Source organism: Microbacterium murale, assembly GCF_030815955.1.
GTDB lineage: Bacteria > Actinomycetota > Actinomycetes > Actinomycetales > Microbacteriaceae > Microbacterium > Microbacterium murale_A.
Genome location: NZ_JAUSXK010000001.1, coordinates 470,037 through 495,788, shown reverse-complemented (window position 1 = coordinate 495,788; position 25,752 = coordinate 470,037). Strand labels below are relative to the sequence as shown.

General features: G+C 67.3%; 25 protein-coding genes and 1 tRNA gene. 14 read left to right on the top strand and 12 right to left on the bottom strand.

The annotated features are described in order from the left end of the window. Positions 1-19 precede the first annotated feature (19 nt). Entirely contained in the window at positions 20-529 is a 510-nt protein-coding gene (locus QFZ46_RS02475; RefSeq protein ID WP_307357947.1) for a methylated-DNA--[protein]-cysteine S-methyltransferase, read from the bottom strand. A 210-nt stretch (positions 530-739) separates the two neighbouring features. On the opposite strand from QFZ46_RS02475, the gene QFZ46_RS02470 reads away from it, so the two are divergent. Both QFZ46_RS02470 and QFZ46_RS02465 read left to right on the top strand, forming a co-directional pair. Beyond that, positions 740-4,402 carry an AAA family ATPase gene (locus QFZ46_RS02470; protein WP_307364480.1) on the top strand — a complete coding sequence of 1,221 codons (3,663 nt, stop codon included), beginning with the start codon at positions 740-742 and terminating at the stop codon, positions 4,400-4,402. Continuing rightward, positions 4,395-4,595 carry a hypothetical protein gene (locus QFZ46_RS02465; protein ID WP_307357945.1) on the top strand — a complete coding sequence of 67 codons (201 nt, stop codon included), beginning with the start codon at positions 4,395-4,397 and terminating at the stop codon, positions 4,593-4,595. Before QFZ46_RS02470 ends, QFZ46_RS02465 begins: the two co-directional genes overlap by 8 nt. A 50-nt stretch (positions 4,596-4,645) precedes the next feature. Here the strand turns inward: QFZ46_RS02465 and mscL are convergent, their stop codons facing one another. The 3 genes from mscL to QFZ46_RS02450 are packed head-to-tail and all read right to left on the bottom strand — an operon-like array spanning position 4,646 to position 5,965. Further along, positions 4,646-5,053: a large conductance mechanosensitive channel protein MscL gene (mscL, locus tag QFZ46_RS02460; RefSeq protein WP_307364477.1), complete on the bottom strand. Its 408-nt coding sequence runs from the start codon at positions 5,051-5,053 to the stop codon at positions 4,646-4,648. Between the two features lie 27 nt (positions 5,054-5,080). After that, positions 5,081-5,353, bottom strand: coding sequence for an FmdB family zinc ribbon protein (locus QFZ46_RS02455; RefSeq protein ID WP_307357943.1), 273 nt, complete (start codon positions 5,351-5,353; stop codon positions 5,081-5,083). Positions 5,354-5,368: 15 nt separating this feature from the next. Beyond that, positions 5,369-5,965: a 5-formyltetrahydrofolate cyclo-ligase gene (locus QFZ46_RS02450; protein ID WP_307357940.1), complete on the bottom strand. Its 597-nt coding sequence runs from the start codon at positions 5,963-5,965 to the stop codon at positions 5,369-5,371. 50 nt (positions 5,966-6,015) lie between these two features. On the opposite strand from QFZ46_RS02450, the gene galU reads away from it, so the two are divergent. The 7 genes from galU (at position 6,016) to QFZ46_RS02415 (ending at position 13,142) form a co-directional block, all read left to right on the top strand. Next, positions 6,016-6,903: a UTP--glucose-1-phosphate uridylyltransferase GalU gene (gene galU / locus QFZ46_RS02445; RefSeq protein ID WP_307357938.1), complete on the top strand. Its 888-nt coding sequence runs from the start codon at positions 6,016-6,018 to the stop codon at positions 6,901-6,903. 23 nt (positions 6,904-6,926) lie between these two features. Next, entirely contained in the window at positions 6,927-7,556 is a 630-nt protein-coding gene (locus QFZ46_RS02440) for a GNAT family N-acetyltransferase (protein ID WP_307364475.1), read from the top strand. Between the two features lie 75 nt (positions 7,557-7,631). Then, complete coding sequence (locus tag QFZ46_RS02435) at positions 7,632-8,489, top strand: hypothetical protein (protein WP_307357937.1); 858 nt, start codon at positions 7,632-7,634, stop codon at positions 8,487-8,489. 54 nt (positions 8,490-8,543) lie between these two features. After that, positions 8,544-8,616, top strand: a tRNA-Ala gene (locus QFZ46_RS02430). 217 nt (positions 8,617-8,833) lie between these two features. Continuing rightward, positions 8,834-10,093, top strand: coding sequence for an alanine racemase (gene alr, locus QFZ46_RS02425; RefSeq protein WP_307357936.1), 1,260 nt, complete (start codon positions 8,834-8,836; stop codon positions 10,091-10,093). Next, a complete protein-coding gene (locus QFZ46_RS02420; protein WP_307357934.1) occupies positions 9,982-10,986 on the top strand; it encodes a D-alanine--D-alanine ligase family protein in 1,005 nt (334 codons plus the stop codon). Before alr ends, QFZ46_RS02420 begins: the two co-directional genes overlap by 112 nt. Next, on the top strand, positions 10,983-13,142 hold the full coding sequence (locus QFZ46_RS02415; RefSeq protein WP_307357932.1) for a CapA family protein: 2,160 nt from the start codon (positions 10,983-10,985) through the stop codon (positions 13,140-13,142). The genes QFZ46_RS02420 and QFZ46_RS02415 overlap by 4 nt, the downstream gene beginning before the upstream one ends. A gap of 19 nt (positions 13,143-13,161) precedes the next feature. On the opposite strand, the gene QFZ46_RS02410 is transcribed toward QFZ46_RS02415, so the two are convergent. Next, entirely contained in the window at positions 13,162-14,043 is an 882-nt protein-coding gene (locus QFZ46_RS02410) for a metallophosphoesterase (RefSeq protein WP_307357931.1), read from the bottom strand. 40 nt (positions 14,044-14,083) lie between these two features. Next, on the bottom strand, positions 14,084-15,004 hold the full coding sequence (locus QFZ46_RS02405) for an AEC family transporter (protein ID WP_307357930.1): 921 nt from the start codon (positions 15,002-15,004) through the stop codon (positions 14,084-14,086). Between the two features lie 142 nt (positions 15,005-15,146). On the opposite strand from QFZ46_RS02405, the gene QFZ46_RS02400 reads away from it, so the two are divergent. Further along, positions 15,147-15,281, top strand: a complete 135-nt coding sequence (locus QFZ46_RS02400; protein WP_307357927.1) for a hypothetical protein — start codon at positions 15,147-15,149, stop codon at positions 15,279-15,281. 123 nt (positions 15,282-15,404) lie between these two features. Here QFZ46_RS02400 and QFZ46_RS02395 read toward each other — a convergent pair whose 3' ends face one another. Then, on the bottom strand, positions 15,405-15,950 hold the full coding sequence (locus QFZ46_RS02395; protein ID WP_307357926.1) for a TetR/AcrR family transcriptional regulator: 546 nt from the start codon (positions 15,948-15,950) through the stop codon (positions 15,405-15,407). A 77-nt stretch (positions 15,951-16,027) separates the two neighbouring features. On the opposite strand from QFZ46_RS02395, the gene QFZ46_RS02390 reads away from it, so the two are divergent. Then, a complete protein-coding gene (locus QFZ46_RS02390) occupies positions 16,028-16,792 on the top strand; it encodes an SDR family oxidoreductase (protein ID WP_307357924.1) in 765 nt (254 codons plus the stop codon). Between the two features lie 8 nt (positions 16,793-16,800). On the opposite strand, the gene QFZ46_RS02385 is transcribed toward QFZ46_RS02390, so the two are convergent. Then, positions 16,801-17,592: an IclR family transcriptional regulator gene (locus QFZ46_RS02385; RefSeq protein WP_373457633.1), complete on the bottom strand. Its 792-nt coding sequence runs from the start codon at positions 17,590-17,592 to the stop codon at positions 16,801-16,803. Between the two features lie 52 nt (positions 17,593-17,644). Between QFZ46_RS02385 and hutH the strand changes: the two genes are divergently transcribed. From hutH to hutI, 3 genes are read left to right on the top strand one after another with little or no spacing between them, the layout of a single operon-like run. Beyond that, on the top strand, positions 17,645-19,180 hold the full coding sequence (gene hutH, locus QFZ46_RS02380) for a histidine ammonia-lyase (protein WP_307357923.1): 1,536 nt from the start codon (positions 17,645-17,647) through the stop codon (positions 19,178-19,180). Beyond that, a complete protein-coding gene (gene hutU, locus QFZ46_RS02375; protein ID WP_307357920.1) occupies positions 19,173-20,822 on the top strand; it encodes a urocanate hydratase in 1,650 nt (549 codons plus the stop codon). The genes hutH and hutU overlap by 8 nt, the downstream gene beginning before the upstream one ends. After that, a complete protein-coding gene (hutI, locus tag QFZ46_RS02370; protein ID WP_307357918.1) occupies positions 20,819-21,979 on the top strand; it encodes an imidazolonepropionase in 1,161 nt (386 codons plus the stop codon). Before hutU ends, hutI begins: the two co-directional genes overlap by 4 nt. Here the strand turns inward: hutI and QFZ46_RS02365 are convergent. From QFZ46_RS02365 to QFZ46_RS02350, 4 genes are read right to left on the bottom strand one after another with little or no spacing between them, the layout of a single operon-like run. Continuing rightward, the gene (locus tag QFZ46_RS02365; RefSeq protein ID WP_307357917.1) at positions 21,963-22,631 is read right to left on the bottom strand and encodes a hypothetical protein; all 669 of its coding nucleotides are present in this window, start codon (positions 22,629-22,631) and stop codon (positions 21,963-21,965) included. The genes hutI and QFZ46_RS02365 overlap by 17 nt on opposite strands. A 47-nt stretch (positions 22,632-22,678) precedes the next feature. Beyond that, positions 22,679-23,596 carry an arginase family protein gene (locus QFZ46_RS02360; protein ID WP_307357915.1) on the bottom strand — a complete coding sequence of 306 codons (918 nt, stop codon included), beginning with the start codon at positions 23,594-23,596 and terminating at the stop codon, positions 22,679-22,681. A gap of 1 nt (position 23,597) precedes the next feature. Further along, complete coding sequence (locus QFZ46_RS02355; RefSeq protein ID WP_307364471.1) at positions 23,598-24,875, bottom strand: DUF445 domain-containing protein; 1,278 nt, start codon at positions 24,873-24,875, stop codon at positions 23,598-23,600. 5 nt (positions 24,876-24,880) lie between these two features. Continuing rightward, positions 24,881-25,750 (bottom strand): SDR family NAD(P)-dependent oxidoreductase, encoded by an 870-nt coding sequence (locus QFZ46_RS02350; protein WP_307357914.1) that lies wholly within the window; start codon positions 25,748-25,750, stop codon positions 24,881-24,883. Positions 25,751-25,752: the final 2 nt, after the last annotated feature.

Sequence of the window (25,752 nt, the reverse complement as noted above, 5' to 3'; positions counted from 1 at the left end):
CCCCGGGGGTTCCTGTCGTCTATCGCTCCAGATCGAGCAGATAGCGCTTGTGCTCCGGATGAGCGCCGTACTGACCGGGACTGCCGTCCGAGCGCACGACGCGGTGCACCGGCACGATGATCGAGAACGGCGTCAGCCGGCACGCCGTGCCGACGGCTCGTGCCGCACCGGGGCTGCCAGCGACCACGGCGACCTCACCGTAGCTCATGGTCTGGCCCCACTCGATGGAAGTGATCGCCTGCAGGGCAGTGCGGTGGAAACCGTCGATCAGACGCCAGTCGAGCCGCACGTGATCGGCGAACCGCACCGCGTCGCCGGCGAAGTAGTCGTCGAGCAGATGCGCGAGCTCATCCGCGGCGCCAGGGTCGGGAACCGGCACCGCGTGAAGGCGGGAGGAGATGTCTTCAAGGAGCCACGGGACAGTGGGATCGACGGATTCGGACAGATCGAAGCGCACGATCCCCTCGTCGGAGAAGACCACGAGCGCATCGCCGAACGGGGTGGGGGCGAAGTCGTAGCGGAACGTCATGACCCATCCTGACGTGCGCGGCCGACGCGCGTGCATTCGGCGCCGCGGGTGGGGGAGAAGCATCGGTGAGAGGCCGAATGTGCAGGAAAAGTGGGCCAATCCGGTGAAACCCGCCCGGGATACAGGGAGTGCGCGGGGTCGGAGCCTAGTCTGTCCTGTGTGTGGCGACGTGAAGAGAAGGCTGCGGATGCCGCGGCAGCGGAAGCCGCGATGACTCTCGGCGACCAGCAGGGCGACCAGACGGCCATCGCGGTCGCACACATCGCCGACGCCGAACGCACCAGACTTCGCGCCGAAGCCGCGGACCTCGGCGGACCATCGCCGCTGGTCACCTATCGCGACACGGTCGAGGGCGGGATCGACATCTCCCGCGCGCACCCGGGGAGCCTGCCGCAATTCATCACCGGCAGATCCACTCTGCTCTCCAACCTGTTCCGTGACGAAGTGGGATTGCGCACCGCTCGCCTGGCCGCAGAGCGCATCACCGCGAAGCACACCGAATTGCGCACCGTGCGGGGCATCGAGGCGGTGCACCTCGCCGTCGGGCTTGCCGGATGGCGCATCGGAGGAGCGGACTTCGCAGCTCCTGTTCTGCTGCGCCCGCTCGCCATCCGCCGGCATCACACCGACTTCGAGTTGAAGCTGCAGGGCGCCTTCATCGTCAACCCCGAGCTCGTGCGCGTCACCCGCGAGCACTTCGGCATCACTATCGATGCCGATGCCCTTGCCTCCCTCGCCTACGACGGCGGCATCTTCAAACCGCAGCCGGTCATCGACAGTCTTCGCGCGGCGACCCAATCCATCGACACCTTCACCGTGCTGCCACGACTGGTCGTCTCGACTTTCGCGGACGTCGGTGCGGCGATGGCTCGCGACAGCAGGTCGCTCGATCACACACTTCTCAATGCGCTCGCAGGCCACGTAGCCGACCGTGAGCAGGTCACCGCGGCTCGGGCGGAACCGCACGTCACGAGTGCGGATGATCGCGCACCAGCCTCGGACACACTGCTGCTCGACGCCGATGCCGAACAGGAGTCTGTGCTCGCTCGCATCTCCGCCGGGCACTCGCTGGTGGTCGCCACGCTTCCAGGAACCGGCGGAACGCAGACGGTGATCAACGCGCTCGGTGAGCTGGTGCGGGCCGGGAAGCGCGTTCTCATCGTCTCCGCCCGACGCTCGACGCTCGACGGCGTGCGTCACAGACTGGCAGGGATCGCCCTGGACAGCCTGGCTGTCTCGCCGGCAGGAATCCGCCGCGATCTCGTCCGTGCGATCGGACGCAATGAGAAGGCGACCTCGCCCAAGGTCAGTGACGTCGACGACGCGCTGGTGCGCCTGCGCACCGTGCTGCGCGACTACCGCAAGGCCCTGACGACCCCGGTGGCAGGGCTCGACGTGTCGGTGCTGGATGCCACCCGCCACCTCGCCAGGCTCGCATCGCTCCCCACGCCGCCATCGACCACGGCACGACTGAGCACCGAGACGCTCCGCCGTCTCGCCGGAGACCGTACCGCCGCCGCTGCCGCGCTGGTGCAGGCGGCTCGGCTCGGAGAGTTCCGCTTCGGTCCGAATGACTCGCCCTGGTACGGAGTGACCTTCAGCAGTACCGAGGCCGCGCGCTCGGCGCATGAGCTCGCCGGCAGACTGCACGCCTCCAGCGTTCCTGCGTTGCTGGAACGGGGTTACGAGCTCATATCCCAGACCCGCATGCGCCCGTTCGCGACGATCGATGAGCTGGGCGAATACCTGCGGCTGATCGAGGGCATCCGCGACTCGCTCGACCGCTTCAGCCCGACCGTCTTCGAGCGCCCGCTGGGTGAGCTCATCCAGGCACACGGCTCACGTCGTGACACGCCAGGCATGTCCGGCGCGAATCGACGTCGTCTGCGCCGCCTCGCCAAGGAGTACGTGCGCCCCGGCGTGCACATCACAGAGATGCACGAGGCGCTGCTGCGAATCCAGCAGCAGCGTACGCAGTGGCAGCGGTTCGTCGACGCGGGTGTGGCCCCGGAGATCCCGCTCGGTCTCTCCGATGTCTATGGATCGTGGCAGCGCGTGAGCGCCGAGCTGGCAGAGCTCGACGTCGCACTCGGGCGGCGTGAGCCGCTGGCCTCGCTGCCCGTCGAGCGACTGGTGCGCACCCTCGCAGGCCTCGCCGCGCGCTCCGACGTGTTCGACAATCTCGTCGAGCGGGCGACGATCCGTGACACGCTGGCGACGCTCGGCCTCGAACCGCTGCTCGCAGAGCTCTCGGTGCGTCACGTCGCCGAGGACCAGGTTGCGGAGGAGCTGGAGTTCGCCTGGTGGCAGTCTCTTCTCGAGCGGGCGCTGCAGGACGACCGCGCCCTGCTCGGCGCGAACACCGCGGTCGTCGATCGGCTGGAGCGCGACTTCCGTCTCGTGGACGAGGCGCACGCATCGATGGCCGGTCCGCTCCTGGCCTGGCAGCTGGCGAATCAGTGGCGCATCGCCATCGTCGATGAGCCCACGGAATCACAGCATCTGCGGCGCGCTCTCACCCAGGGCGTGCCGTCGACCGCCGAGATCATCGGCGCCGCACCGACCCTCATGAACGTGCTCGCCCCGGCATGGATCTCGTCGCCGTACCAGGTGCCTGAGATCCCCGACTCTGTCGAGTTCGACGCCGTGCTGCTGGTGGATGCCGCGGCCATCAACCTCGCCGAGGCTGCGCCGGCGATCCGGAGGGCCCGCCAGGTGGTCGCCTTCGGCGACCCGGTCACGCAGCGCCCCACCCCGTTCGAGGTCGCTGTCGATGCCGACCGGGAATGGGAGGCGGAGGTGCCGTTCGACGACGTCTCGGTGTTCGAGCGCCTCGCTGAACTGCTTCCTGTCATGACGCTCACCCGCAGCTATCGTGCCGGGGGAGAAGACCTCGCGGAACTCATCAACGATGCGTTCTACGGCGGCGAGATCATCTCGCTGCCATGGGCCGGTTCCTATCTCGGGCGCGGCAGTCTCACTGTCGACTACGTCGAGGGCGGGGTCGGCGCACCCGATCCGATCTCGGGTGCGGTCGAAAGCCCTGACGCCGAGGTCGCTCGCGTGGTGACGCTCGTCGTCGAGCATGCGGTGCACCGCCCCTCTGAATCGCTCATGGTCATCACCGCGAGCGCTCGCCACTCCGAGCGTGTGAGGGCTGCCGTGACCAGCGCGTTCGCGGGCAGATCGGATGTCGCCGACTTCGTCGGCCGCGACACGGCTGAGCCGTTCGCTGTTCTCACCCTCGAGGAATCGGTGGCCGAGAGTCGCGACCGCGTCATCTTCTCGCTGGGCTACGGTCTGACGAAGCACGGCCGCGTGCTCAGCGACTTCGGTGACCTGTCCACGCCGGACGGGGAGCGGCTGTTGACGGTCGGGATGACCAGGGCGCGCCGTTCGATGGTGCTGGTCTCGTCGATACGTCCCTCGTCGTTCGACGACGGACGGCTGGAGCACGGCGCATCCACTCTCATGTCGATCCTCGGCGGACTCGCCACCCGCAGCCGCGATTCGCGCCTTGAGGACCTCGCCGACCCGCTCACGCTCGCTCTCGCGCGCGAACTGCGCCGACTCGGCGCATCGGTCGACGTCGACTACCGCGGTCTTCTGCCGCTTGTCGCGCAGCATGGCGGCAAGGCGGTCGTCATCGAGTCCGATCCGGAGTCGCGCGGAGAGTCGCTGCGGGAGACGCTCCGCCTGCGCCCGCACGTGCTGCGCCGCCTGGGATGGCACTACGTGCGCGTGCACGCATTCGACCTCTACAGCGACCCGGTGACAGCGGCATCGCGCATCGCGGCGGTGCTCGGCATCGCTGCGGATGCCGTGAAGTCCGACACCGACACGCAGCCGATCGACCTTCCCGGCGATGTCTGACCAGACATCACCGGAGCCCGAACGACAGCGGATCGTGCGGGTGCCGGGTAGTCGTCGCGCCCGTCTCACCCCGGCCCCTGGCACCGACCCGTCACCGGAGGTGGCGACGAACCCTGCGCGCGAGAAGAAGATCGGCCGTGACGCCGGCCCGAACGATGCTCGCATGCAGGAAGACGTGCCCCCGCACTATTGAAAGGCCCCCACCTCCGCGTGGAGATGAGGGCCTCGAACTGGGAAATCGCGTCAGTTCAGTGCGTCCTTGCGGAGCAGATCGCGGATCTCGATGAGCAGTTCCTGCTCGCTCGGCAGAGTGTCCTCCTCGACGGCGGGGTTGCGTGCCGCCTGGCGCTCCTTGTACGTGTTCATCGGCACGACGAACACGAAGTACACGACGAGCGCGACCGCCAGGAAGCTGATCAGCGCGGTGATCAGGTTGCCCAGAGGAAAGGTGACCGACTGGCCGTAGATGCCGGTGAGCGTCGGTCCGATGTTGCCCGATGCGTCCGGCTGATAGAACAGCGCGACGAGAGGCGTGATGATGCTGTCCACGACAGCGGTCACGATCGCTGTGAACGCACCGCCGATGACGACGGCCACAGCAAGGTCGATGACATTGCCCTTGGTGATGAATTCTTTGAATCCCTGGAACACGGGAACCCCCATTTGTCGAAGCAGACCTCAGGTCGAGGCTGGAGTCGCTGCGGGCGCCGGGGCGGAACTCGTCGACGTCTCCGACTTCGATGATGACGAAGAGTTCGGCTTTTCGCCGCCGCCACTCCGCGAATCGGTGCGATAGAAGCCCGAGCCGTTGAACGTCACGCCGATCGATCCATACTGCTTCCGCAACGCTCCGCCGCACTCCGGGCAGATGGCGAGGGCGTCCTCGGAAAAGCTCTGGACGGCGTCGAACTGGTGGCCGCACGACGTGCAGGCATAGGCATAGGTGGGCATATCGTCTCGGATGGATCAGTGCCGCGCTGGCGACAGGGTGAGGGTGCGAGTGGGGGTCACGACGCCGGTGACCGGCTGGTCGTGCACTTCTCGCGGAAGGGAATCGAGTACTTCGGAATCATAGATCACCGCATACACCGGAGGGCATTTCTCCATGGAACCGATGGTCTTGTCGAAATAGCCACGACCCCACCCGAGGCGCATGCCGGTCAGGTCGACGGCGGCCGCGGGGATGATCATGAGGTCGACGTCGTTCACCGCGATGGGGCCGAGCACTTCGCCGGTCGGCTCCGGAAGCCCGAACAGTCCCTCGGCGACGTCGCCTTCTTCGTCAGCGACCGCCCAGTCCAGCAGCCCGTCGGCTCGCGTGACGGGCAACAGCACGCGGATGCCCCGCTGAACGGCTGCGGTGACGAATGCCCGGGTGCCGGGCTCTGTCGTGGCGGAGAGGAAGCATGAGATCGATGCGGCCGAGTGCGCATCGACGAGAGCATCGAGCTGATCGTGGATGCCGGAGGCTGCAGCCGCGCGCTGAGCGTCGGAGAGCAGCTGTCGACGCTCACGCAGCTCCGCACGCAAGGCGCGCTTCTCCTGCTCGATGTCGGTGGACATGCCTCGAGTCTACGGGTCTATGCCGTGAGGGCCCCCGCTAAGCTGGCCAGATGGGACACCAGAAAATGAAGGCAGTCATTCCGGCAGCCGGCCTCGGCACGCGCTTCCTTCCTGCGACCAAGGCGATGCCGAAGGAGATGCTTCCGGTGGTGGACAAGCCGGCTATCCAGTACGTGGTCGAAGAAGCCGCCGCCGCCGGTATCGATGACATCCTCGTGATCATCGGCCGCAACAAGAACATGATCTCCAATCACTTCGACTCCGTGCCGGAACTCGAAGTGAAGCTCACGGAGAAGGGCGATATGGCCCGCCTCGAGCGCGTCATGAAGTCCAGCGATCTGGCTGACATCCATTACCTTCGCCAGGGTGAGCCCAAGGGCCTGGGGCACGCCGTGCTGCGGGCCAAGGCGCACGTCGGCGACAGCTCGTTCGCGGTGCTTCTCGGCGACGATCTCATCGACGAGCGCGATGAGCTGCTGACCACCATGATCGAGATCAACGAGCGCACCGGGGCGACCGTCGTCGCATTGATGGAGGTCGAGCCCTCAAGCATCCACCTCTACGGTGCTGCCGCCGTCGAGGCGACCGACGATGCCGACATCGTGCGCGTCACTGACCTCGTGGAGAAGCCCGCTCCCGAGGACGCACCCTCCAACCTCGCGATCATCGGCCGTTACATCCTGCCGGCCGCGGTCTTCCCGATCCTGGAGCGCACGGAGCCGGGCAAGGGCGGCGAGATCCAGCTCACCGACGCGTTGCAGGAACTCGCGGCAGACGCAGAGGGCCCTGGCGTGATCGGCGTGATCTTCCGAGGACGGCGCTACGACACAGGCGATCGCGTCGACTACATCAAGGCGATCGTGCAGCTCGCGACCGACCGAGATGACCTCGGCGCAGAGCTGCGGCCGTGGCTGAAGGAATTCAGCGAGCGCCTCTAGGCGTTCCGGAGCGCGAGGTGCGTATGGACTTGCTGCAGGGGCACCGTCACGGTCCGGTCGAGCTTCGGCTCATCCGAACTCGTGATGCCCGCGTGCTGCAGCACGAGCTGCTGAGCAACCGTGCATGGCTGCAGCGCTGGGAGGCGACGATCCCGAACGGATCGGCGTCGTTCGACATGCGCGTCAGCATCCGTCGCCTGCTGCAGCAGTACCGTGACGGCGGGGGATACCCGTTCGTGATGGAACACGAGGGTGAGATCGCCGGGCAGCTGAATGTCTGGGGTGTGGCGCGCGGATCTCTCTGCTCGGCCACCATCGGCTATTGGGTCAGTGAGCGATTCGCCGGTAAGGGCATCACGCCGACGGCCGTGGCGCTCGCGACGGACGCGTCGTTCAGAGAATTCGGACTGCACCGGATGGAGATCTGCATCCGGCCGGAGAATGAGGCGAGCCTGCGCGTCGTCCAGAAGCTCGGCTTCCGATACGAGGGGCTGCGGCGTCGCTACATCCACATCGATGGCGACTGGCGTGATCATTACGCCTTCGCGCTCACTCGTGAGGACGCCCCGGAGGGCGTGCTCGCGCGTTGGGTGAGCGGGCGCGCGCCGCAGGAAGCCGCGATGGTTCCGCCCTCGGACCGTCTCTCGATCTGAGATTCTCTTCGCGCCGTGGCGACACGCGCCCGGGACTGAGGGGCAGGCGGCGCCCGGTCGCATACCGTTGACCCTATGGATGGGCCGGTGCTGAGTGGGGGCGTTATCGTCCTCGTCGCCGTGCTGCTCTGGATGCTGTATCTGCTGCCGTCGTGGCGCGGACGCTACCAGTACAACGCCTCCGAGCGGAACGCAGTGCGGCTGAACCAGGCCCTGCGCGTGCTCGCGGAGACGAGTGAGACGCCGGCAGAGGTGCATCTCGAGCTCAACGCACGCACCGCGCACGCGCAGCAGAAGCTCGCGAAGCGACTGCAGTCGGAGAAGGAAGCGGTCGAACTGGTGCGGCTCCGTGAGGAGTTGGCCGCGACACGCGCCGACCCCGTGGTGCGACAGGCGCGTGCCCGCCGGCGCGTGCGGGTGGTCGGCACCGTGCTGTTGTCGGCCGGCCTCGCCGTGGCGGGGCTGGGTGTGTGGCAGCTGCTGATCGGTGGCACACAACTGCTGATCTGGGTCGGCGGTGCCCTCGCGTTCGTGGCTGCTGCGACCCTGCAGAAGATGGCATCGGTGGCTCGCCGTGCCGCGAACCGGCCTGCGCCCGTCGTCATCGAGGACGCACCGGTGCGGGTCTCTCCTCCGTTGCATGATCAAGGTCGGGCGTCTTGGACGCCGCGGCGGTTGCCCGAGCCGCTGGTGGCTGTCGCCGGGTCAGCCGCCCAGATCGCGAGGGCGGAGATCGAGGCGCAGCAGGAGCTGCGTCGCGCCGCTCGAGTGGCCGCACTTCGGGAGCGCGCGGAGCAGATGGCGGCGCCGGCACCGGTGCCGTTGCCCGCTGCCAAGGAAGCCTCCTCTCCATATGCCCGGATGGGGTTCGTGGATGACGCAGAGATCGAACAGCACGTGCGACAGCTTCTCGAGCGCCGTGCTGCTGGCTGAGCACCGCCTCGGCGCGGCGCACCTTTCGAGCGTGATAATCTAGCTGAGGTTCACGGGCCTATGGCGCAGTTGGTAGCGCGCCTCGTTCGCATCGAGGAGGTCAGGGGTTCGAATCCCCTTAGGTCCACACTGTGTTGAGACAGTGAAGAACAGGCTCCGCTTCGGCGGGGCCTGTTCTGTTTCCGCGGGGCCTGTCGTGTTTCGTGCGGCCCGGCATCGAGGCGGAAGCCCACTGCATACCGCGACCGCGAAGCGCGTGCAGTCGGTGCGCCCAGGCCTCATATCGTTTCCGTATCCGAATCCGGATACGCTGCGGCAACACGCTGATCATTTGACTTGATCCCATGCGATCACCCGCCTCGGAACTCATCGTCCATGACGATGCGATCCGTGAGAACACCAAGCGATTTCACGCATTGACCGGGGGACGGCTCATGGCCGTCCTCAAGGCTGACGCATTCGGGCACGGGGACGTCGCTCGCTCGGTGCTCGAGTCCGGGGCGGGCTCGATCGGCGTGACCTGCATCGACGAGGCGCTCGCGCTGCGTGCAGTGGGCATCGATTCCCCGATCCTGAGCTGGCTCAACACCCTGGACGCGGACTTCGAGACGGCACTGCGCGAGCGCATCGAACTGGCCGTACCGAGTCTCGAACTGCTGTACGCCGTCGCCAGGGCGGCACGGCACGCGGGAACAACGGCACGGGTGCATCTGCACATCGACGTAGGTATCGGCCGGGACGGCTGCGCGGCACGCGACTGGCCGGCGCTGTGCACGCTCGCGCGAGAGTACGAGGCGGCCGGCATCATCCGTGTGGTCGGGGTGATGGGGCACATGTCGTGCGCGGATGACCCGGGCAATCCGCAGAACGCGCGCGAACGCCTGGTCTTCGAGAATGCGGTGCGCACTGCCAGACGCCGCGCTCTGAACCCGCACATGCTCCATCTCGCCGCGACCGCGGCGACGCTGACAGGTGAGGGAAGCGGGTTCGGTATCCATCGGATCGGCGCGGGTCTCTTCGGGGTCGATCCGTCCCGCACGACCGACTTCCTGCAGCCCGCGCTGACCCTGACCTCGACGGTCGTGTCCTCCCGCGAGGTGGCGGCGGGCACCGGTGTGGGCTACGGGCATGACTTCACCACACCGGCCCGCACCCATCTGGTGCTCCTGCCTATCGGGTACGGCGATGGTCTTCCCCGCGCCGCGTCCGGGCGGGCGCAGGTGTTCGCACGAGGCAGGCGGCGCTCGTTGGTGGGCAGGATCTCGATGGACATGGTCGTCGTCGACACCGGCGACGAACTGCTGCAGCCCGGCGAGACGGTGACGATCTTCGGCCCCGGACGGGACGGCGAGCCCACCGTCGCGGAGTGGGCCGAATGGTCGCACACGATCGAACACGAGATGCTCACCCGCGTCGGCACCCGCGCCCATCGCATTCACCGCACCCTCGACGCGACACAGCGCGAATCGCACCAGCTGCAAGGAGACACCTCATGTCACAGTCCACGCCCATTCGGATCGCCGTCGTCGGTGGTGGCTCGAATGACGAGCACGCCGTCTCCCGCGCATCCGCTGCCTCCGTCGTTCGCGCGATCCGCGAGCTGAACCACACGGCTGTCCCGCTGAGCATCGGCGAAGACGGATCCTGGCAGGACGAGCACGGCACCGTTCTGCCCGCGTATCGCGCCGTCGAGACGCTCACCGGCTGTGACATCGCGTTTCCCGTGCTGCACGGAGTCGGTGGTGAGGACGGTGCGATCGCGGGCCTGCTCGAACTGTGCGGCGTCCCCTACGCGGGCTCTCCAGTGCGCGCCGGGGCGCTCGGGATGGATAAGCACGCCACGAAACTGATCGCCGAATCGCTCGGCATCGCGACGGCGAAGGCGCGGGTCGCCAGGCCAGGAATCGATGCCGCTGTGATGGGCCTGCAACCTCCGTTCGTCGTCAAGCCCGCAGCCGGCGGTTCCAGCAACGGCGTCTTCGTCGTCGCCGATCCGAACGGCGTCGCCCAGGCGGTGAGCCGGGCACGGGTGTTCGGCGACACCGTGCTGATCGAGGAGTACGTGGCCGGGAGGGAAGTGGACATCGCGGTCTTCCGCGATCGTCACGGCGTACTGCGCTTCGGGGCCGCACTCGAGATCGGCGTCACCCCTGGCAGCGTGTTCGGCGCAGCGGAGAAGTACGACGGCAGTGCGAAGTTCACTGTGCCCGCGCCGATCAGCGACGCCGACGAGACGGCGATCCGTCACGCGGCCGTGCTGATGTACGAGGGGCTCGGGTGCGCCGGTGTGGCACGCTTCGATTTCTTCCTCACCGACCGAGGCCCTGTGCTCAACGAGGTGAACACCGCACCCGGGATGACCGAACGGTCCCAGGTGCCTTTGATGTATGCGGCGACCGGCCTCGACTACGCCGGATTCATCGCCGAGCTCCTTCACGCCGTCGGGCATCGGCCGCAGCAGGGTGCGGTACTCGCGCCGATCGGGCAGCCTGAGTGATCGGCCCTGCGGCGGGCCCTGGTGCCCGACTGGCCTGGGCGGACACAGCTAAAGGCCTGCTGATCATCCTCGTCGTCTTCTGGCATGTCGTATTGAAGACCTACCTGCAGATCGACTGGCGCATCGGTGTCCCCATCCCCGGGGTCTGGGGCGTGATCGCCGACGTCACCTACCCGGTGCGGATGCCGCTCTTCTTCCTCATCTCCGGCTGCTTCGCCGCGAGTGCGGTCGAGCGGTCCTGGGCCGCGTGCTTCCGGGGGCGCGTCGTGCGCTACCTGTATCTGTACGTGCTGTGGACACTCATCCATACGGCGGCGCTCTGGGCGTTTCCCGATTTCCCCACCCTTGTCCCACGCAGCGTGGCCGAGTTCATAGAAGCCGTGACGATCAGCCCGCCGAATGTCTGGTACCTCTACGCGCTCGCCCTGTACTTCATCGTGGCCAAGGGGCTGCGGCGACTGCCGTCATGGCTTCTGCTCACCGGTGCTGCGGCGCTGTCCGTCGCGGTCGCAGCGGGTCTCATCGACATCGTGAGCAACCGAGGCTCACTGATCGCCAACCTGCTCTTCTTCCTGATCGGCACCCGCTTCTCGACACAGATCCGCCGATTCGCCTCTCGCGTCCGTCCGCGCTTCGCGGCGGCGTCCCTCATGGTCTACCTGGCAGCCTTCGCAGTCGTACGGGTCGTGGGACTGGAGACGGTACCCGGCGTCTGGCTCGCCGTCTCGCTGCTCGGCGTCGCCGCAGGGGTCGCGATCGCACCCCTGCTGGCTGAGGTCGCGCAGCTCGGGCGGGGCCTGGCCTGGCTTGGCAGGCGGACGCTTCCGATCTACGTCATCCACATGCCCGTCCTCGCTCTTGCGGATGCCGTGCTGGTGGGTTGGATCTCGGATGCCAGGATGGCCGTGCAACTGATCGCTGCCGTCCTGCTTCCCGTCGTGCTCACCACGGTCGTCATCGCCGTCAGCGCGGCGATCGGCGACTTCATCTCCCGTGATCGGCTGTCCTGGCTGCTCGACCTGCCCGCTCGCCGGCTGACGCGGCCACCTGCCAGGGCGGGTGACGTGCACCGCCCTGCGCATCGTCTCCCGTGGCGCACCCCGGCGATGATCCTCATCCTCGCGGCGATCGGCATCTCGGCAACCAGTGCCGCAGCGGTGCCGCCCCACACCTCCGAGATCACGACCCAGCCCGCTTCGCGCGCCGGGGAGGTCAGCATCGGGGCCGTGGGCGACATCCTGCTCTACGACGTCGGACACGCAGTCCCGGCCGACCACGGCGCCAGCCACTTCGAGAGCGTGCGCCCATGGTTCACACAGGACATCGTCACCGGAAATCTGGAGCAGGCGATCTCCCCGGACACGGGATACGACAAATGCGGACAGAGTTCAGATTGCTTCGCCTTCCGCAGCGACCCCGTCGCAGCCGAAGGTCTGGTCGGGTTCGACATCCTGAACCTTGCGAACAACCACAGTCGCGACTTCGGGCAGGCGGGGTACGAGAAGACGCGAGCCGCACTCGACGCCGTCGGCATCCGCACCGTGGGCGACCGCGATGAGATCGAATACACTCAGGTGGGCGACGTCACCGTTGCGATGATCGGGTTCGCGCCGTATGCGGACTTCAACCGGGTCACCGACTTGCGCCACGTGCGCTCGATCGTGCGCACCGCCACCGAACATGCGGACATCGTGGTCGTGCAGGCGCACATGGGCGCCGAAGGCGCTGCCGCGGATGTCGTGACGCCCGGCACCGAATACATGTACGGCGAAAACCGCGGCGATCCGGTCGCGTTCGCCCACGCAGCCATCGACACGGGCGCGGACCTTGTCATCGGTCATGGACCGCACGTGCTGCGCGGCATGGAGTGGTACCGCGGCCGACTCATCGCCTACAGTCTTGGCAATTTCGGCGGCGGCGGAGTCTTCGGAGTCGACGCCTCGACGCGTTACGGCGCCTACTTGTCCGTGCGGCTCCGCGCCGACGGGACGATGATCGACGGACAACTCCACTCCGTCCGGTTCGGCTACGACGACGGCGTGCCCATGCCCGACCCCGACACTCGGGCGGCCGAACTCATGAACGAGCGAGGTCGCCGTGACTTCGCCGAGAATGCCGTGACCGTCGGCCCGGGCAACACGATCACAGTGCCGTAGTGAGATCCACCAGGCTGCGTCAACTTGCGCGTCCCGCCTCCTGGATGATCTGCGCGACGACATCGGCGTCGTAATGGAAGACGACGTCGTCGGGCGTCAGACGTTCGAGGAACGGTACGACGCGCACGCTGTCGTGCTCGACGGTCACGACGGCGCCTCCGAAGCCGTCGATCGCGGACTCCTCAGCCGGATCTGCGAATGCGCGTGAGATGTTCGTCACGCCGGGTGCCACGGTCACGGGCACGCCGGCGACGATCTCGGTGATCGGGAGGTGATAGTGGCCGCTGAGGATGACACGCACGTCCGTGCCCCGGACGACGTCGAGGAGCGCTCGCCCGTCGTGCTCGTCCAGCGCAAGCGCCTGCAGCAGCTCGGTCTGCGCGCGCAGCGGCGGGTGGTGCACGACCACCACTGTGCCGTGAACGGCGGGTGCGGCGACGGCCTCCTTCAGGAAGGCGAGCTGCTCGGGTTCCAGGCTGCCGTACCCGGCGCCCGGAACCGAGCTGTCAAGGACCACGATTCGCCAGCCGTCGTGGTCGACGACCGATGCCACCGGGCGGTCGAGGTCGATTCCGGGCAACTGCCGCTCATCGGCATCCGGTTGTCCGTCGCCCAGCACCGCGCGGAAGGCGTCGCGCCGATCGTGATTGCCCATCGCGAAGACGGCGCGAGCTCCTCGGGCGAGGGCCCACGGTGTGACAGCATCCCGAATCTGAATGTATGACTCCTCCGAACCGTCCTGGCTGATGTCGCCGGAGACGACGACCAGATCGAACGTGAGGTGCCCGACGTGGGAGAGAGCACGCCGAAGGTGCTCGCCGGTGTCGACCACGCCGTAGTGGCGGCCGCCGTCACCGGAGAAGTGCGTATCGCTGAGGTGCAGGATGCGGAGTGCGCTCATGCTCACACTCTTGCAGGCCCGCCCGCTCAACCCAAGAGCACTAACCCAGCAGCAGCGTCGCGGCCAGCAGCACCGGAACGCAACCTACCGTCGTGATGAACACCGTGTCTCGCGAGATCGATTCGCCGATGTCGTAGCGCTGCGAGTAGTTGAAGACGTTCTGCGCGGTGGGCAGAGCCGCGAGCACCACGACGATCAGTACCTCGTGTGCGGACAGACCGAAGACGAACTGGGCGACGACCCAGGCGATGACCGGCATGACGATCAGCTTCAACGAGCTGGCCAGAAGCACATCGCGGCGGTGGTGGGAGGAGCTGAGAACTCGCTGCCCGTGCAGGGAGATCCCGTAGCTGATCAGCAGCACCGGGACGCAGGCGTTCGCCAGCAGGACGGCCGGCTCCATCACTATCGCGGGCAGATCGATGCCGAGCACCGACACGAGCGTGCCGAGAGCGGAGCCCAGGATGATCGGGTTGGTAGCCGTGCGCACGAAGGTGCGCCACGCCGACGTCTTCCCGCTCGTGACGGCGTCGAGGATCGTCAATGAGATCGGTGTGAACACGAGGAGTTGCAGCAGGATCACCGGTGCCGGATACGCGGCACTGCCGAGCAGGTACAGCGACAGCGGGATGCCGATGTTGTTCGAGTTGACCTGCCCGGCGGAAAGCGCGCCGATCACGGTCTCGCCGACGTTGCGCTTCCAGATCAGTCTGGCTATCAGCGTGTACGCCGCGATCACGACCACCGCGGCGATGGCAGACACCGGCAGCAATGACGAGAACAGCACCCTGGCATCGGCCTGGGCGAGCACCGTGAACAGCAGGAACGGCGAGAGCACGAAGAATGTCAGGCGTCCGAGGACGTAGCGGGCGTGCTCGCCGAGCAGGTCGATGCGACCGACGATGTACCCGACGGCGATGGCGAGTCCCACGACGACGAATCCGGTGAGAGTATCGAGCACCCTTCGAGCGTAACGCTCGCCGGATCAGCCGACGGAACACGCGGCAATTTTTTCGCCTCTCACCGGGTGATTTGACTTCGGGTGGGTACCGGCTATGGTCGGAGGTCACGCACGCCAGCCAACCGGAGGGGAAGCGAGTCAGATGTCAGGCAAAGCACCATCAGCAAAGGGAAGCAAGAAGGTCGCTCAGACCTCACTGAAGGAGAAGCGCGCGGCCAAGCGTGCGAAGCAGGAGCCCGAATCGTTCATCAAGCCTCGCAAGGGTGCGAACGGCTGACCAGCGCGATCGGGTTCCCTCGGGCCGGTCACTGCAGGCATCGACATTCGTCGATTTCCTGCGTGGCCGGCCCCTCTTGTCAGAGTCTTGTCAGAGCGGGGCGAACGAGGAGGCGGCGAGGATCTAGCCGGGCCAGGAGCGCATCGCCGCGTCTGCTGCGGCTACGAGCTGGACGTGATCTGCACCGTAGCGAGCCTGAGCGGACAGACCGCTGAGGACGACTGTGATGTAGTCCGCGAGCGCGTTGATATCGACTTCCGCGTCGAGGTCGCCGTCGGTGCGTCCTTGCTCGAGGCGCTCGGTCAGCGCTCGGCGAGATTGTTCCCTGTGGCGCCCGAGCAGAGGTTCCGACAGGATCAGGCATCCTCTCGGCTGGCCGGTCTTCGTGTACTCCAAGGCGGCATCGTGCAGAAGCCGGGCGATCGCCGCTCGTGCGGTCGGCTCGAGCAGCGCTCGTGTCGCGAACGAGGCCGGATGGCTCTGGTACAGATCTGCGGCCTCGTCGAACAGCTGCCGCTTGTCACCGAACGCTGCATACAGACTCGGCGGCGCGATGCCCATCGTGGTCGTGAGATCGCTGATCGAGGTGCCCTGGTAGCCGTTGCGCCAGAACAGCTGCATCGCGGACGCGAGTGCGGTGTCACGGTCGAACGTACGTGGGCGGCCCATAGTTGAACTGTAGCGGTCGATACATTAATGCGCTATGTTTCATTTTGTAGTGATCAATACACAAAAGGAGATGTGCAATGGGTGGACTCGACGGTAAGACGGCCCTGGTGACAGGTGGGTCCCGGGGGATCGGGCGTGCGATCAGCGAACGACTGGCCGCGGATGGTGCGCTGGTCGCCGTGCATGGAAGGGATGCGGACTCCGGGCGCGACGTCGTCGCTGCGATCACGTCAGCGGGCGGGCGCGCGTTCACCGTGGGAGCGGACCTCAGCGCCCCGAGCGGCACGGACGTCCTGTTCGCTCAGCTCGACGCCGAACTTCGCGAGCGAACCGGATCGACAGGCTTGGACATTCTCGTCGCGAACGCCGGCGTCGCCGGAGCCGGGTCGCTGGCGTCCACGAGTGCCGAGTGGTTCGACGAGCTCTTCGCGGTGAACACGCGATCCGTCTTCTTCCTGCTGCAGCAGGCGCAGAACAGACTGGCGGACGGCGGTCGCGTCGTGACCATGTCCACAGGGCTGACCAAGCGCGCCGATCCGGATCTCCTGGCGTACTCGATGTCGAAGGCAGCGCTGGACACCATGATCCTCGGTGCCGCGAAGGATCTGGGCTCGCGGGGCATCACCGTGAACGCGGTGGCCCCCGGAGTGATCGACACCGACATGAACGCGGGGTGGCTGCGCACGAGCACCGACGCGCGGGATGCGGTCTCGGCCATGTCTCCTTTCAATCGCATCGGCACGCCACCCGACGTCGCCGATGTCGTGGCCTTCCTGGTCTCGAACGACGCGCGCTGGGTCACTGGTCAGTATCTGGATGCGACAGGCGGCGCGTTGCTCTGACGCGGAAGTCAGGTTCCGGTTCGGCCTTGAAGTCGCCTGGCGAGTTCGCGCGCGGTGTCGTCGACCACCGCGGCGAGCTCGTCGACGTCGCGTCGGGCCGTCTGATCCTCCGGCCACGTGACGGCCACGGCGGCAACCGGCCAGCCGGAGCGGTCGATGACAGCGACGCCGACGGAGGAGAGACCGGCGCTCACCTGGCCGTCTTCGGTGGCAAAACCGGTGGCGCGGATGCTGCGCAGCAGTTCACGCAGTTCGCTCGGACGAGTGGGGCCGAGTCCCGTTCGCGAGGGGAAGGCGGAGGCATCCGGATAAAGCGCTCGCACCTGCTCGCGGGGGAGGGCGGCGAGCATCGCACGACCCGTCGCTGTGAGGTGCGCCGGCAGCCGCACACCGACCTCCGTCACCAGCGCCGGACGTCGCGGGGCGCGTTCCTCGACGATGTAGAGCACATCGCTTCCGCTCATCACGGCGAGGTGCGCGCTCTCACCGATCCGATCGGCGAGTGACGCGATGAGCGGTCGCCCGAGCCGGGCGAGGGGCTGCTGGCGTGCGTAGCCACCGGCCAGTTCGAAGGCCGACGTGCCCAGACCCCAGCGCTGCTCTTCGCGAAGATGGAGCACGAACCCGTACGCTGCGAGCGTCGTGAGCAGGTGATATACGGTGGATCGGGGCAGGCCGAGGTCCCGTGCGATCGCGGATGCCGCTACGGGAGCGGTGCGCGCGGCGAGATGACGCAGAATGCGCAGCGTGTGCTCGGCGGCCGGCACCTGCGGATGCTCGCTGTCTGGGATCACAGACAAAGGATGTCACCAACCCCTGTCCGGCGCCAGCGCGTCGGTGTGGAATCAGAGCATGACTGATTCCGTTCTCGTCGGCGCTGCGCCGCTGTCACCTGCAGATGTCGTCGCCGTCGCCCGTCACGGGGAGCGCGTCGCACTCGATCCCGCAGCGCTGGAACGTGTGACGCAGACCAGGGGAGTCGTCGACGCGCTCGCCGCGGATCCGCACCCGCATTACGGCGTCTCGACCGGATTCGGCGCACTCGCCACCACGTTCATCGTCCCCGAGCGCCGTCATCAGCTGCAGGCGAGCCTCATCCGATCGCATGCGGCAGGCACTGGCGCCGAGGTCGAGACCGAGGTCGTGCGGGCGTTGCAGCTGCTGAGATTGCAGACTCTTGCATCCGGCCGCACTGGCGTGCGCCGTCTCGTCGTGGAGACGTACGCCGCAATGCTGAACGCCGGCATCACGCCGGTGGTGCGCGAATACGGCTCGCTGGGCTGCTCGGGAGACCTCGCCCCGCTCGCGCATATCGCGCTCGCTGCACTCGGAGAAGGGGATGTGCGCGATGCATCCGGAGCCCTCGTGCGAGCATCCGAAGCACTCGCCGCCGCGGGCATCGAACCGCTCGTGCTGGTCGAGAAGGAGGGCCTCGCTCTCATCAACGGCACCGACGGGATGCTGGGCATGCTCGTGCTCGCGCTGCATGATCTCGAGATGCTGCTCGCCACCGCAGACCTCGCCGCGGCGATGTCCATCGAGAGCCAGTTCGGCACGGACGCCGTGTTCGCCGCCGATCTCATGGCGCTGCGTCCGCAGAGCGGTCAGGCGCTCTCGGCCGCGAACCTTCGGGCGTTCCTCGCCGACTCCCCGATCGTGTCCAGCCACGCGGGCCCCGAGGACGGTCGTGTGCAGGACGCCTACTCGCTGCGTTGTTCACCGCAAGTGCACGGCACCGCTCGCGACACGATGGAACACGCCGCGACCATCGCATCGCGCGAACTCGCCAGCGTCATCGACAACCCGGTCATCACCGTCGACGGGCGCATCGAGTCGAACGGCAACTTCCATGGCGCGCCCGTCGCCGCCGTGCTGGACTTCCTCGCGATCAGCGTCGCCGATGTCGCAAGCATTTCCGAGCGCCGCACCGACCGCGCCCTCGACCCGGCGCGCAGCCGCGGCCTGCCGCCGTTCCTCGCCCACGAGGTGGGCGTCGATTCCGGACTGATGATCGCGCAGTACGCCGCGGCGGGGATCGTCTCCGAGCTCAAGCGCCTCGCCGTGCCGGCATCCGTCGACTCCATCCCGTCATCGGCGATGCAGGAGGACCACGTGTCGATGGGCTGGTCAGCCGCCCGCAAGCTGCGCCGCGCGATCGACGGTCTCACTCGTGTGCTCGCCATCGAAGTGCTCACCGGCGCTCGCGCTCTCGACCTGCGGGCGCCACTGCAGGCCGGGCCGGCCACCGCGGCGGTGCGCGACCTCGTGCGAACCGTCGCCGAAGGACCAGGGCCCGATCGCTTCCTCTCGCCGGAGATGGAAGCCGTCACCGAACTCGTCCGATCGGGCGCCGTCGCCCGGACTGCGAAGGAGAACGCACATGTCTGAGTCCCGCATCGTCCGCGCCGCCCGCGGCCCCGAGCGCACCGCGAAGAGCTGGGGTGCAGAGGCCGCCAAGCGGATGCTGATGAACAACCTCGACCCAGAGGTCGCGGAGCACCCGGAAGATCTCGTCGTGTACGGCGGCACCGGGAAGGCTGCGCGCTCGTGGGAGGCCTATGAAGCGATCGTGCGCACGCTCGACGAGCTCGAGCCGGACGAGACGCTGCTGGTGCAATCGGGGAAGCCGGTCGGCGTGTTCCGCACCCACGCGTGGGCACCGCGCGTGCTGATCGCGAACTCGAACCTCGTGGGTGACTGGGCGACCTGGCCGGAGTTCCGGCGGCTGGAAGCGCTGGGCCTGACCATGTACGGGCAGATGACCGCCGGGTCATGGATCTATATCGGCACGCAGGGCATCCTTCAGGGAACGTACGAGACCTTCGCCGCCGTGGCACGCTCACTCGGACGCGAATCTCTCACCGGCACGCTCACCCTCACCGGTGGCGCCGGGGGCATGGGCGGGGCACAACCATTGGCCGTCACCATGAACGACGGCGTCGTGCTCATCGTCGACGTCGATGAGACGCGCCTGGCACGCCGTGTGGAGCACGGATACCTTGACGAATACACCTCCGACCTCGATGTCGCGGTGACACGGGTTGTCGCAGCGAAGGAGGCCGGCGAGGCGCTTTCTGTCGGAGTCGTCGGCAACGCGGCCGAGGTCTTCCCCGAGCTGCTGCGCCGCGGAGTACCGATCGACATCGTGACCGACCAGACCAGCGCGCACGACCCACTGGCATATCTGCCGGCCGGCATGTCGGTGGCGGAGTGGAAGAGCGCGGCGGAGCGGGATCCGGAGGAGTTCACTCGTCGCTCACGCGAGTCGATGGCTCAGCACGTGGCTGCGATGGTGGGATTCCAGGATGCCGGCGCCGCCGTCTTCGACTATGGGAACTCGATTCGCCGGGAGGCCGAGCTCGGCGGCTTCGAGCGCGCCTTCGAGTTCCCCGGCTTCGTCCCGGCATACATCCGGCCGCAGTTCGAAGAGGGACGCGGTCCGTTCCGCTGGGTGGCGCTCTCAGGCGACCCGGAGGACATCTTCAAGACCGACCGTGCGATCGCAGAGCTTTTCCCCGAAGACGCCGCCCTCCACCGCTGGTTGCAGCGGGCGGGAGAGAAGGTGCACTTCGAGGGGCTGCCGGCTCGTATCTGCTGGCTCGGTTACAAGGAGAGGCACCTTGCAGGACTGAAGTTCAATGAGATGGTCGCGTCGGGCGAGCTGAAAGCGCCGATCGTGATCGGCCGTGACCACCTCGACTCGGGCTCCGTCGCCTCGCCGTATCGCGAGACCGAGGCCATGAAGGACGGTTCGGATGCCATCGCCGACTGGCCGATGCTGAACGCGCTGCTCAACACGGCATCCGGTGCGTCCTGGGTGTCGTTGCACCACGGCGGAGGCGTCGGCATCGGGCGCAGCATCCATGCCGGCCAGGTGTGCGTCGCCGACGGCACCGCGCTCGCCGCCGAGAAGCTCGAGCGCGTGCTCACCAACGACCCTGGCACCGGCGTCATGCGCCACGTCGATGCCGGCTACGAGCATGCACGTGACGTCGCCCGTGAACGCGGGCTGAAGATCCCGATGCTATGAGCACCCTCATCACGAACATCGGAGAACTGACGACCTGCACCGACGTCGGAACGCTGCACGACGCCGCAGTGATGATCGAGAACGAGCGGATCTCGTGGATGGGGGCGGCTGAGGACGCTCTTTCGGCGGGCGGGGCCGAGGTGGTCGATGCGGCCGGTCGCGCCGTCATCCCCGGTTTCGTGGACAGCCACAGCCACCTCGTGTTCGCCGGCGATCGAGCCGCAGAGTTCGAAGCCCGCATGGCGGGGCAGAAGTATGCTGCAGGCGGCATCCGATCCACGGTCGCGGCGACGCGCGCGGCGCCAGACGAGGAGTTGCGCTCTCGCCTGCACGGATTCGTCGATGAGATGCACGCGCAGGGCACGACGACGGTGGAGATCAAGAGCGGCTACGGGCTCACCGTCGCCGATGAGCAGCGTCTCGTGCGCCTCGCCGCAGAGGTCACCCCAGAGGTCACATTCCTCGGCGCGCATGTGGTCCCGGCGGAGTACGCGGACCGCTCTGACGAGTACGTCGATCTGGTGACGGGGCCGATGCTGGATGCCTGCGCACCGTACGCGCGATGGATCGATGTCTTCTGCGAAACGGGCGCCTTCACTGTCGATCAGTCCCGCAGGGTGCTGGAAGCCGGAATCGCGCGTGGGCTGTCCCCGCGGGTGCACGCCAGCCAACTCGGCCCTGGGGGCGGCGTGAGGCTCGCGGTCGAACTCGGCGCTGCATCCGTCGATCACGGCACCTACCTGACCGATGACGACGTCGCGGCGCTCGCAGGCTCACACACCGTGCTCACGCTGCTGCCCGGCGTAGAGTTCTCCACCCGCCAGCCCTATCCCGATGCACGGCGGCTGATCGACGCCGGCATCACTGTCGCGCTCGCGTGCGACACCAACCCCGGCTCGAGCTTCACCTCGTCCATGCCGTTCTGCATCGCGATCGCCGTGCGCGACATGGGCATGACTCCGACCGAGGCGCTGTGGGCGGCGACCGCCGGAGGAGCGCGTGCGCTGCGCCGCGACGACATCGGTGTGATCGCGCCAGGCGCACGCGCCGACCTCGTACTGCTCGAGGCGCCGACCCAAGTGCACCTCGCCTATCGACCAGGGGTGCCGCTCATCACTCGGGTATGGAAGGACGGCGAGGTCAGGTCCGGCGGGTGAAGAGGATGCCGTGCTGCGTCGCCGCGGCCGCCAGGAGTTGCAGCACGTGGTGCACCTCATCGGCACTTCGGCCGTGCAAGCCCACGTGCACAGTCGCGGCGCCTCCGAGCATCGGTTCGAAAAGGACCATTCGGCGGGGTTTGGTGGTCGCGCGGGCCTTGACGGAAGGGTAGTCGCGCAGCGAGATCGTCAGCGCCTTCATGGAACGATCCACACCGGCTTCGTCGAGCATCCGTCCCGAGGCGTTCGCAGCCGCAGCCGCGAGTCCGCCCGTGTAGGTGACCGGCGCATTCCAGGTGTAGGCGATCTCTGAGATCTCGTTCCAGAGCACCGGTAGGCCGCCCTGAACCAGCACGCCCTCGTCCGCGACGACGATCTCGATCAGATCCTCGCCCGTCATCGAACTCGCAGCCCGTGCGTTCGCTGAGACGATGATCCATGCGACGGCGCCGATCGCACCGAGAACCAGCAGGATGATGCCCGCCATCGGCTGCCCCAGCACGAGCAGGAGAGCACCGAGAGCCAGGCCGACCACACAGACCGCCACGAGTATGACGCCCTTCATCCCGAGCGCTTTCTGCGCTGTGGGGTCGGTCGCGAGTCGCAGGCGCTCGGTCCAATGGGCAGGGTCGAACGCCGGCGGCAGTGTCATGGAGACATACTATGGTCGACCGCCGAAGCGTGCGCCCGTGAGACGGCTCAGCGTCGCGCGGAGAGCCCAGAGAGCAGTTCCATGACGCACAGGGCCGCGAGGCGTACCGTGCGAGCATCGTCGGCGTCCGACGTCGAATCGACCTCGGCGAGATCGGCGCTGACGACGCTGGCGTCGGATGCCACGCCACGGGTGAGTGCGCGAAGCTCCCACGCCTGCAGGCCGCCAGGGATGCTGGCCGGGCATCCTGGTGCGACCGAGCGATCGCAGACATCGACGTCGATGTCGAGGTGGATGCGAGCCCCCGACCCGGCGCCTGCGACTTCGAGAGCCTCGGCCACCACGTCGTCGATGCCGCGGCGGCGGAGTTCGTCGAGCGTGATCACCCGGATGCCCCAGTCGGCCGCGCGCTGCGCGTAGGCGGCGGAGTTCGCGAAGTCGGCGATACCGATCTGCGCGATCCGGGTGGGATCGATCCGCGAGGTTCTCAATTCCGAGGCCGCAGGGACGTCTTCGATGAGGCGACGCACCGGGGTGCCATTGGACACGCCGTCGCGGAGATCGAAGTGCGCATCGAAAGTGATGAGCCCGGTGGCCTCGGCGCCGAGCGCGACGGGATATGTCAGGGAGTTGTCGCCACCGAGGGCGATGATCAGGTCGCTGCCGTCGGCGATCTCGCGGACGCGCGCGATCACGTCGGCTTCGCCGGAATCGCCATCCGGATCCGCGACGTCTCCGGCATCAGCGATGCTGAGCACTTCGTTCAGATCCGTGATCGGCGGGCCCATGAGCGCGGTGCTGTACCGCTGGAGTGCGTCTCGAACCGCAGCTGGCGTCGCGTGGGCACCGGTGGGGGAGAGCGATGTCCGCCACGTGGGGACGCCGAGGAGCACAGCATCCGCCGAACTCTCGAACGCGGGCCAGGCTCCGGCGCGTGGCCATAGGGGATCGTGGGACAGTGCCATGTCAGACTCCGGGAATCACGGCGTGAGCGATGCTGAAGATCACGAGCCCTGCGAGTGCGCCGACCACGGTGCCGTTTAGTCGGATGTACTGCAGATCGCGGCCGACCATGAGCTCGATCTTCTCGGTGGTCTCCGCCGGATCCCAGCGCTCGACCGTGTCGGTGATGATCGACGCGATGTCGTGGCGGTAGCGGTCGACGAGGAACACTGCGGCCTCAGACACCCAGGTGTCCACGCGGTTCTGCAGAGCGGCATCCGTCGTCAGCCGCTCGCCGACCTCCTGCACGGCGCGCGCGGCGCGCACGCGCAGCCCGCTCTCCGGATCTGCCAGGGATCTCAGCAGACCCGCCTTCGCGGTGTTCCACGCCTCAGCGGCCAGCGCACCGACCCGGGGGCTGTCGAAGAGTGAGGCTTTCGCATTCTCGAGCTTCGCGCGCGTCGCCGGGTCGTTCTGCAGGTTGTCGGCGAGGCGAGCGAGATATCCGTCGATCGCGAGACGGGCCGGATGCCGCGGATCCGCCTGCACCGCATGCACGAACTTGACCGCCTCGTGGTAGACGGTGTCGTCGACGAATCGGTGTGCCAGGCGCGGCACCCATGACGGGAGGCGCCGGGAGACCAGACCGGTGAAGGACTCGGCGTTCGCGTCCAGCCACGTCGCGATGCTGTCGGCGGCGAGATCGACCGCGCCGTGGTGAGCGTCGGCATCGACGATCTTCTCCAGCCAGACGCCCGCGGGAGGCCCCCACTCCGGTTGCACGAGATGCTCACGGGCGAGATCTGTGATGAGATCACGCACGTCGTCGTCGCTGAGAGCGTTCAGCACGGCGGTCGCGATCGTCGCGCCCTCCGCGGAGACCCGTTCGGCGTGCGGCATCTGCTGCAGCCACTCGCCGGCGCGCTGGGCGATCGCGGTCGCCTGGAGCTTGGTGCGCACGACGTCAGCGGCGAGGAAGTTCGTCTCCACGAACTCGCCGAGCGTGCGTCCGATCTCGTCCTTGCGGTTGGGGATGATCGCAGTGTGCGGGATCGGAAGGCCGAGCGGGTGGCGGAACAGTGCGGTGACCGCGAACCAGTCGGCGAGCGCGCCGACCATGCCGCCCTCGGCGGCCGCACGGACATAGGAGAGCCAGGGCTGCCGGCTCTCCAGCCAGAACGCGATGACGAACAGTACCGCCATGAAAACCAATGCGCCGATCGCGATCGCCTTCATGCGTCGCAGGGCGCGCAGGCGCTCCTGATCAGCGGGCGAGAGGAGGGCCATCGGGGTGCGCGGCATGTGTGTCATCCTCGCATGGTCATCGCTGCGCTCTCACGCCAGAGCGCAGCGGCCAGTCGATCGTCTGTGCTCTGCGGGTTGACTCGCCGAGCGATGGATCGTTTCTCGTAGTAGCTACCGGACTTCCACGCCGAGCCGGGGAGCGATTCGGCCAGCCAGACGAGTTGATCGGCGCCGGCATCGGAACTGCGGAGAAATCTCTTCGCCACGGGGTTCGTGTAGAGGAACTTCATCGCGGAGTTGGTCGAGCCGGCCGCGAAGCCCGTGGCGATGACGCCGGGGTGGAAAGCGGCGGTGCTCACACCGCGGGCGTGGAATCGGGTATGCAGCTCACGGGTGAAGAGGATGTTCGCGAGCTTGGCGTCACCGTATGCCTTGAGAGGGCTGTACGCCCGCTCGTTGTTGAGGTCGGCCATGTCGATGTGGCCGAACAGCCGAGCGGCCACACTCGCCGTCTGTATGACGGTCGCGCCGCTGGCGATCAGGGTGTCCTGCAGGAGATTCGTGAGAAGGAACGGAGCAAGATGATTGACCTGAAATGTCTGCTCGAACCCATCCACGGTTTCGACTCGTGCGCCGAGCATTCCACCGGCATTGTTGGCGAGGACGTCGATTCTCGGATGCTTCGCGGTGAGCGCCGCGGCGAGGTCCCTGACGTCGTCCAGACGTGCGAAGTCGGACAGGAAGTATTCCGCTCCGACCTCATGGGCGACGGCACGGGTCTTGTCCGGGGAGCGCCCGACGAGGACGACCTGGTGGCCGTCGGCGTGCAGCCGGCGCGCACCGGCAGCACCGATCCCGTCACTTCCGCCAGTGATGACGATGACCTTCTTGTCGCTCATATCGTCCTCCTGAACGTTCAGCGTCCAAAGCATCT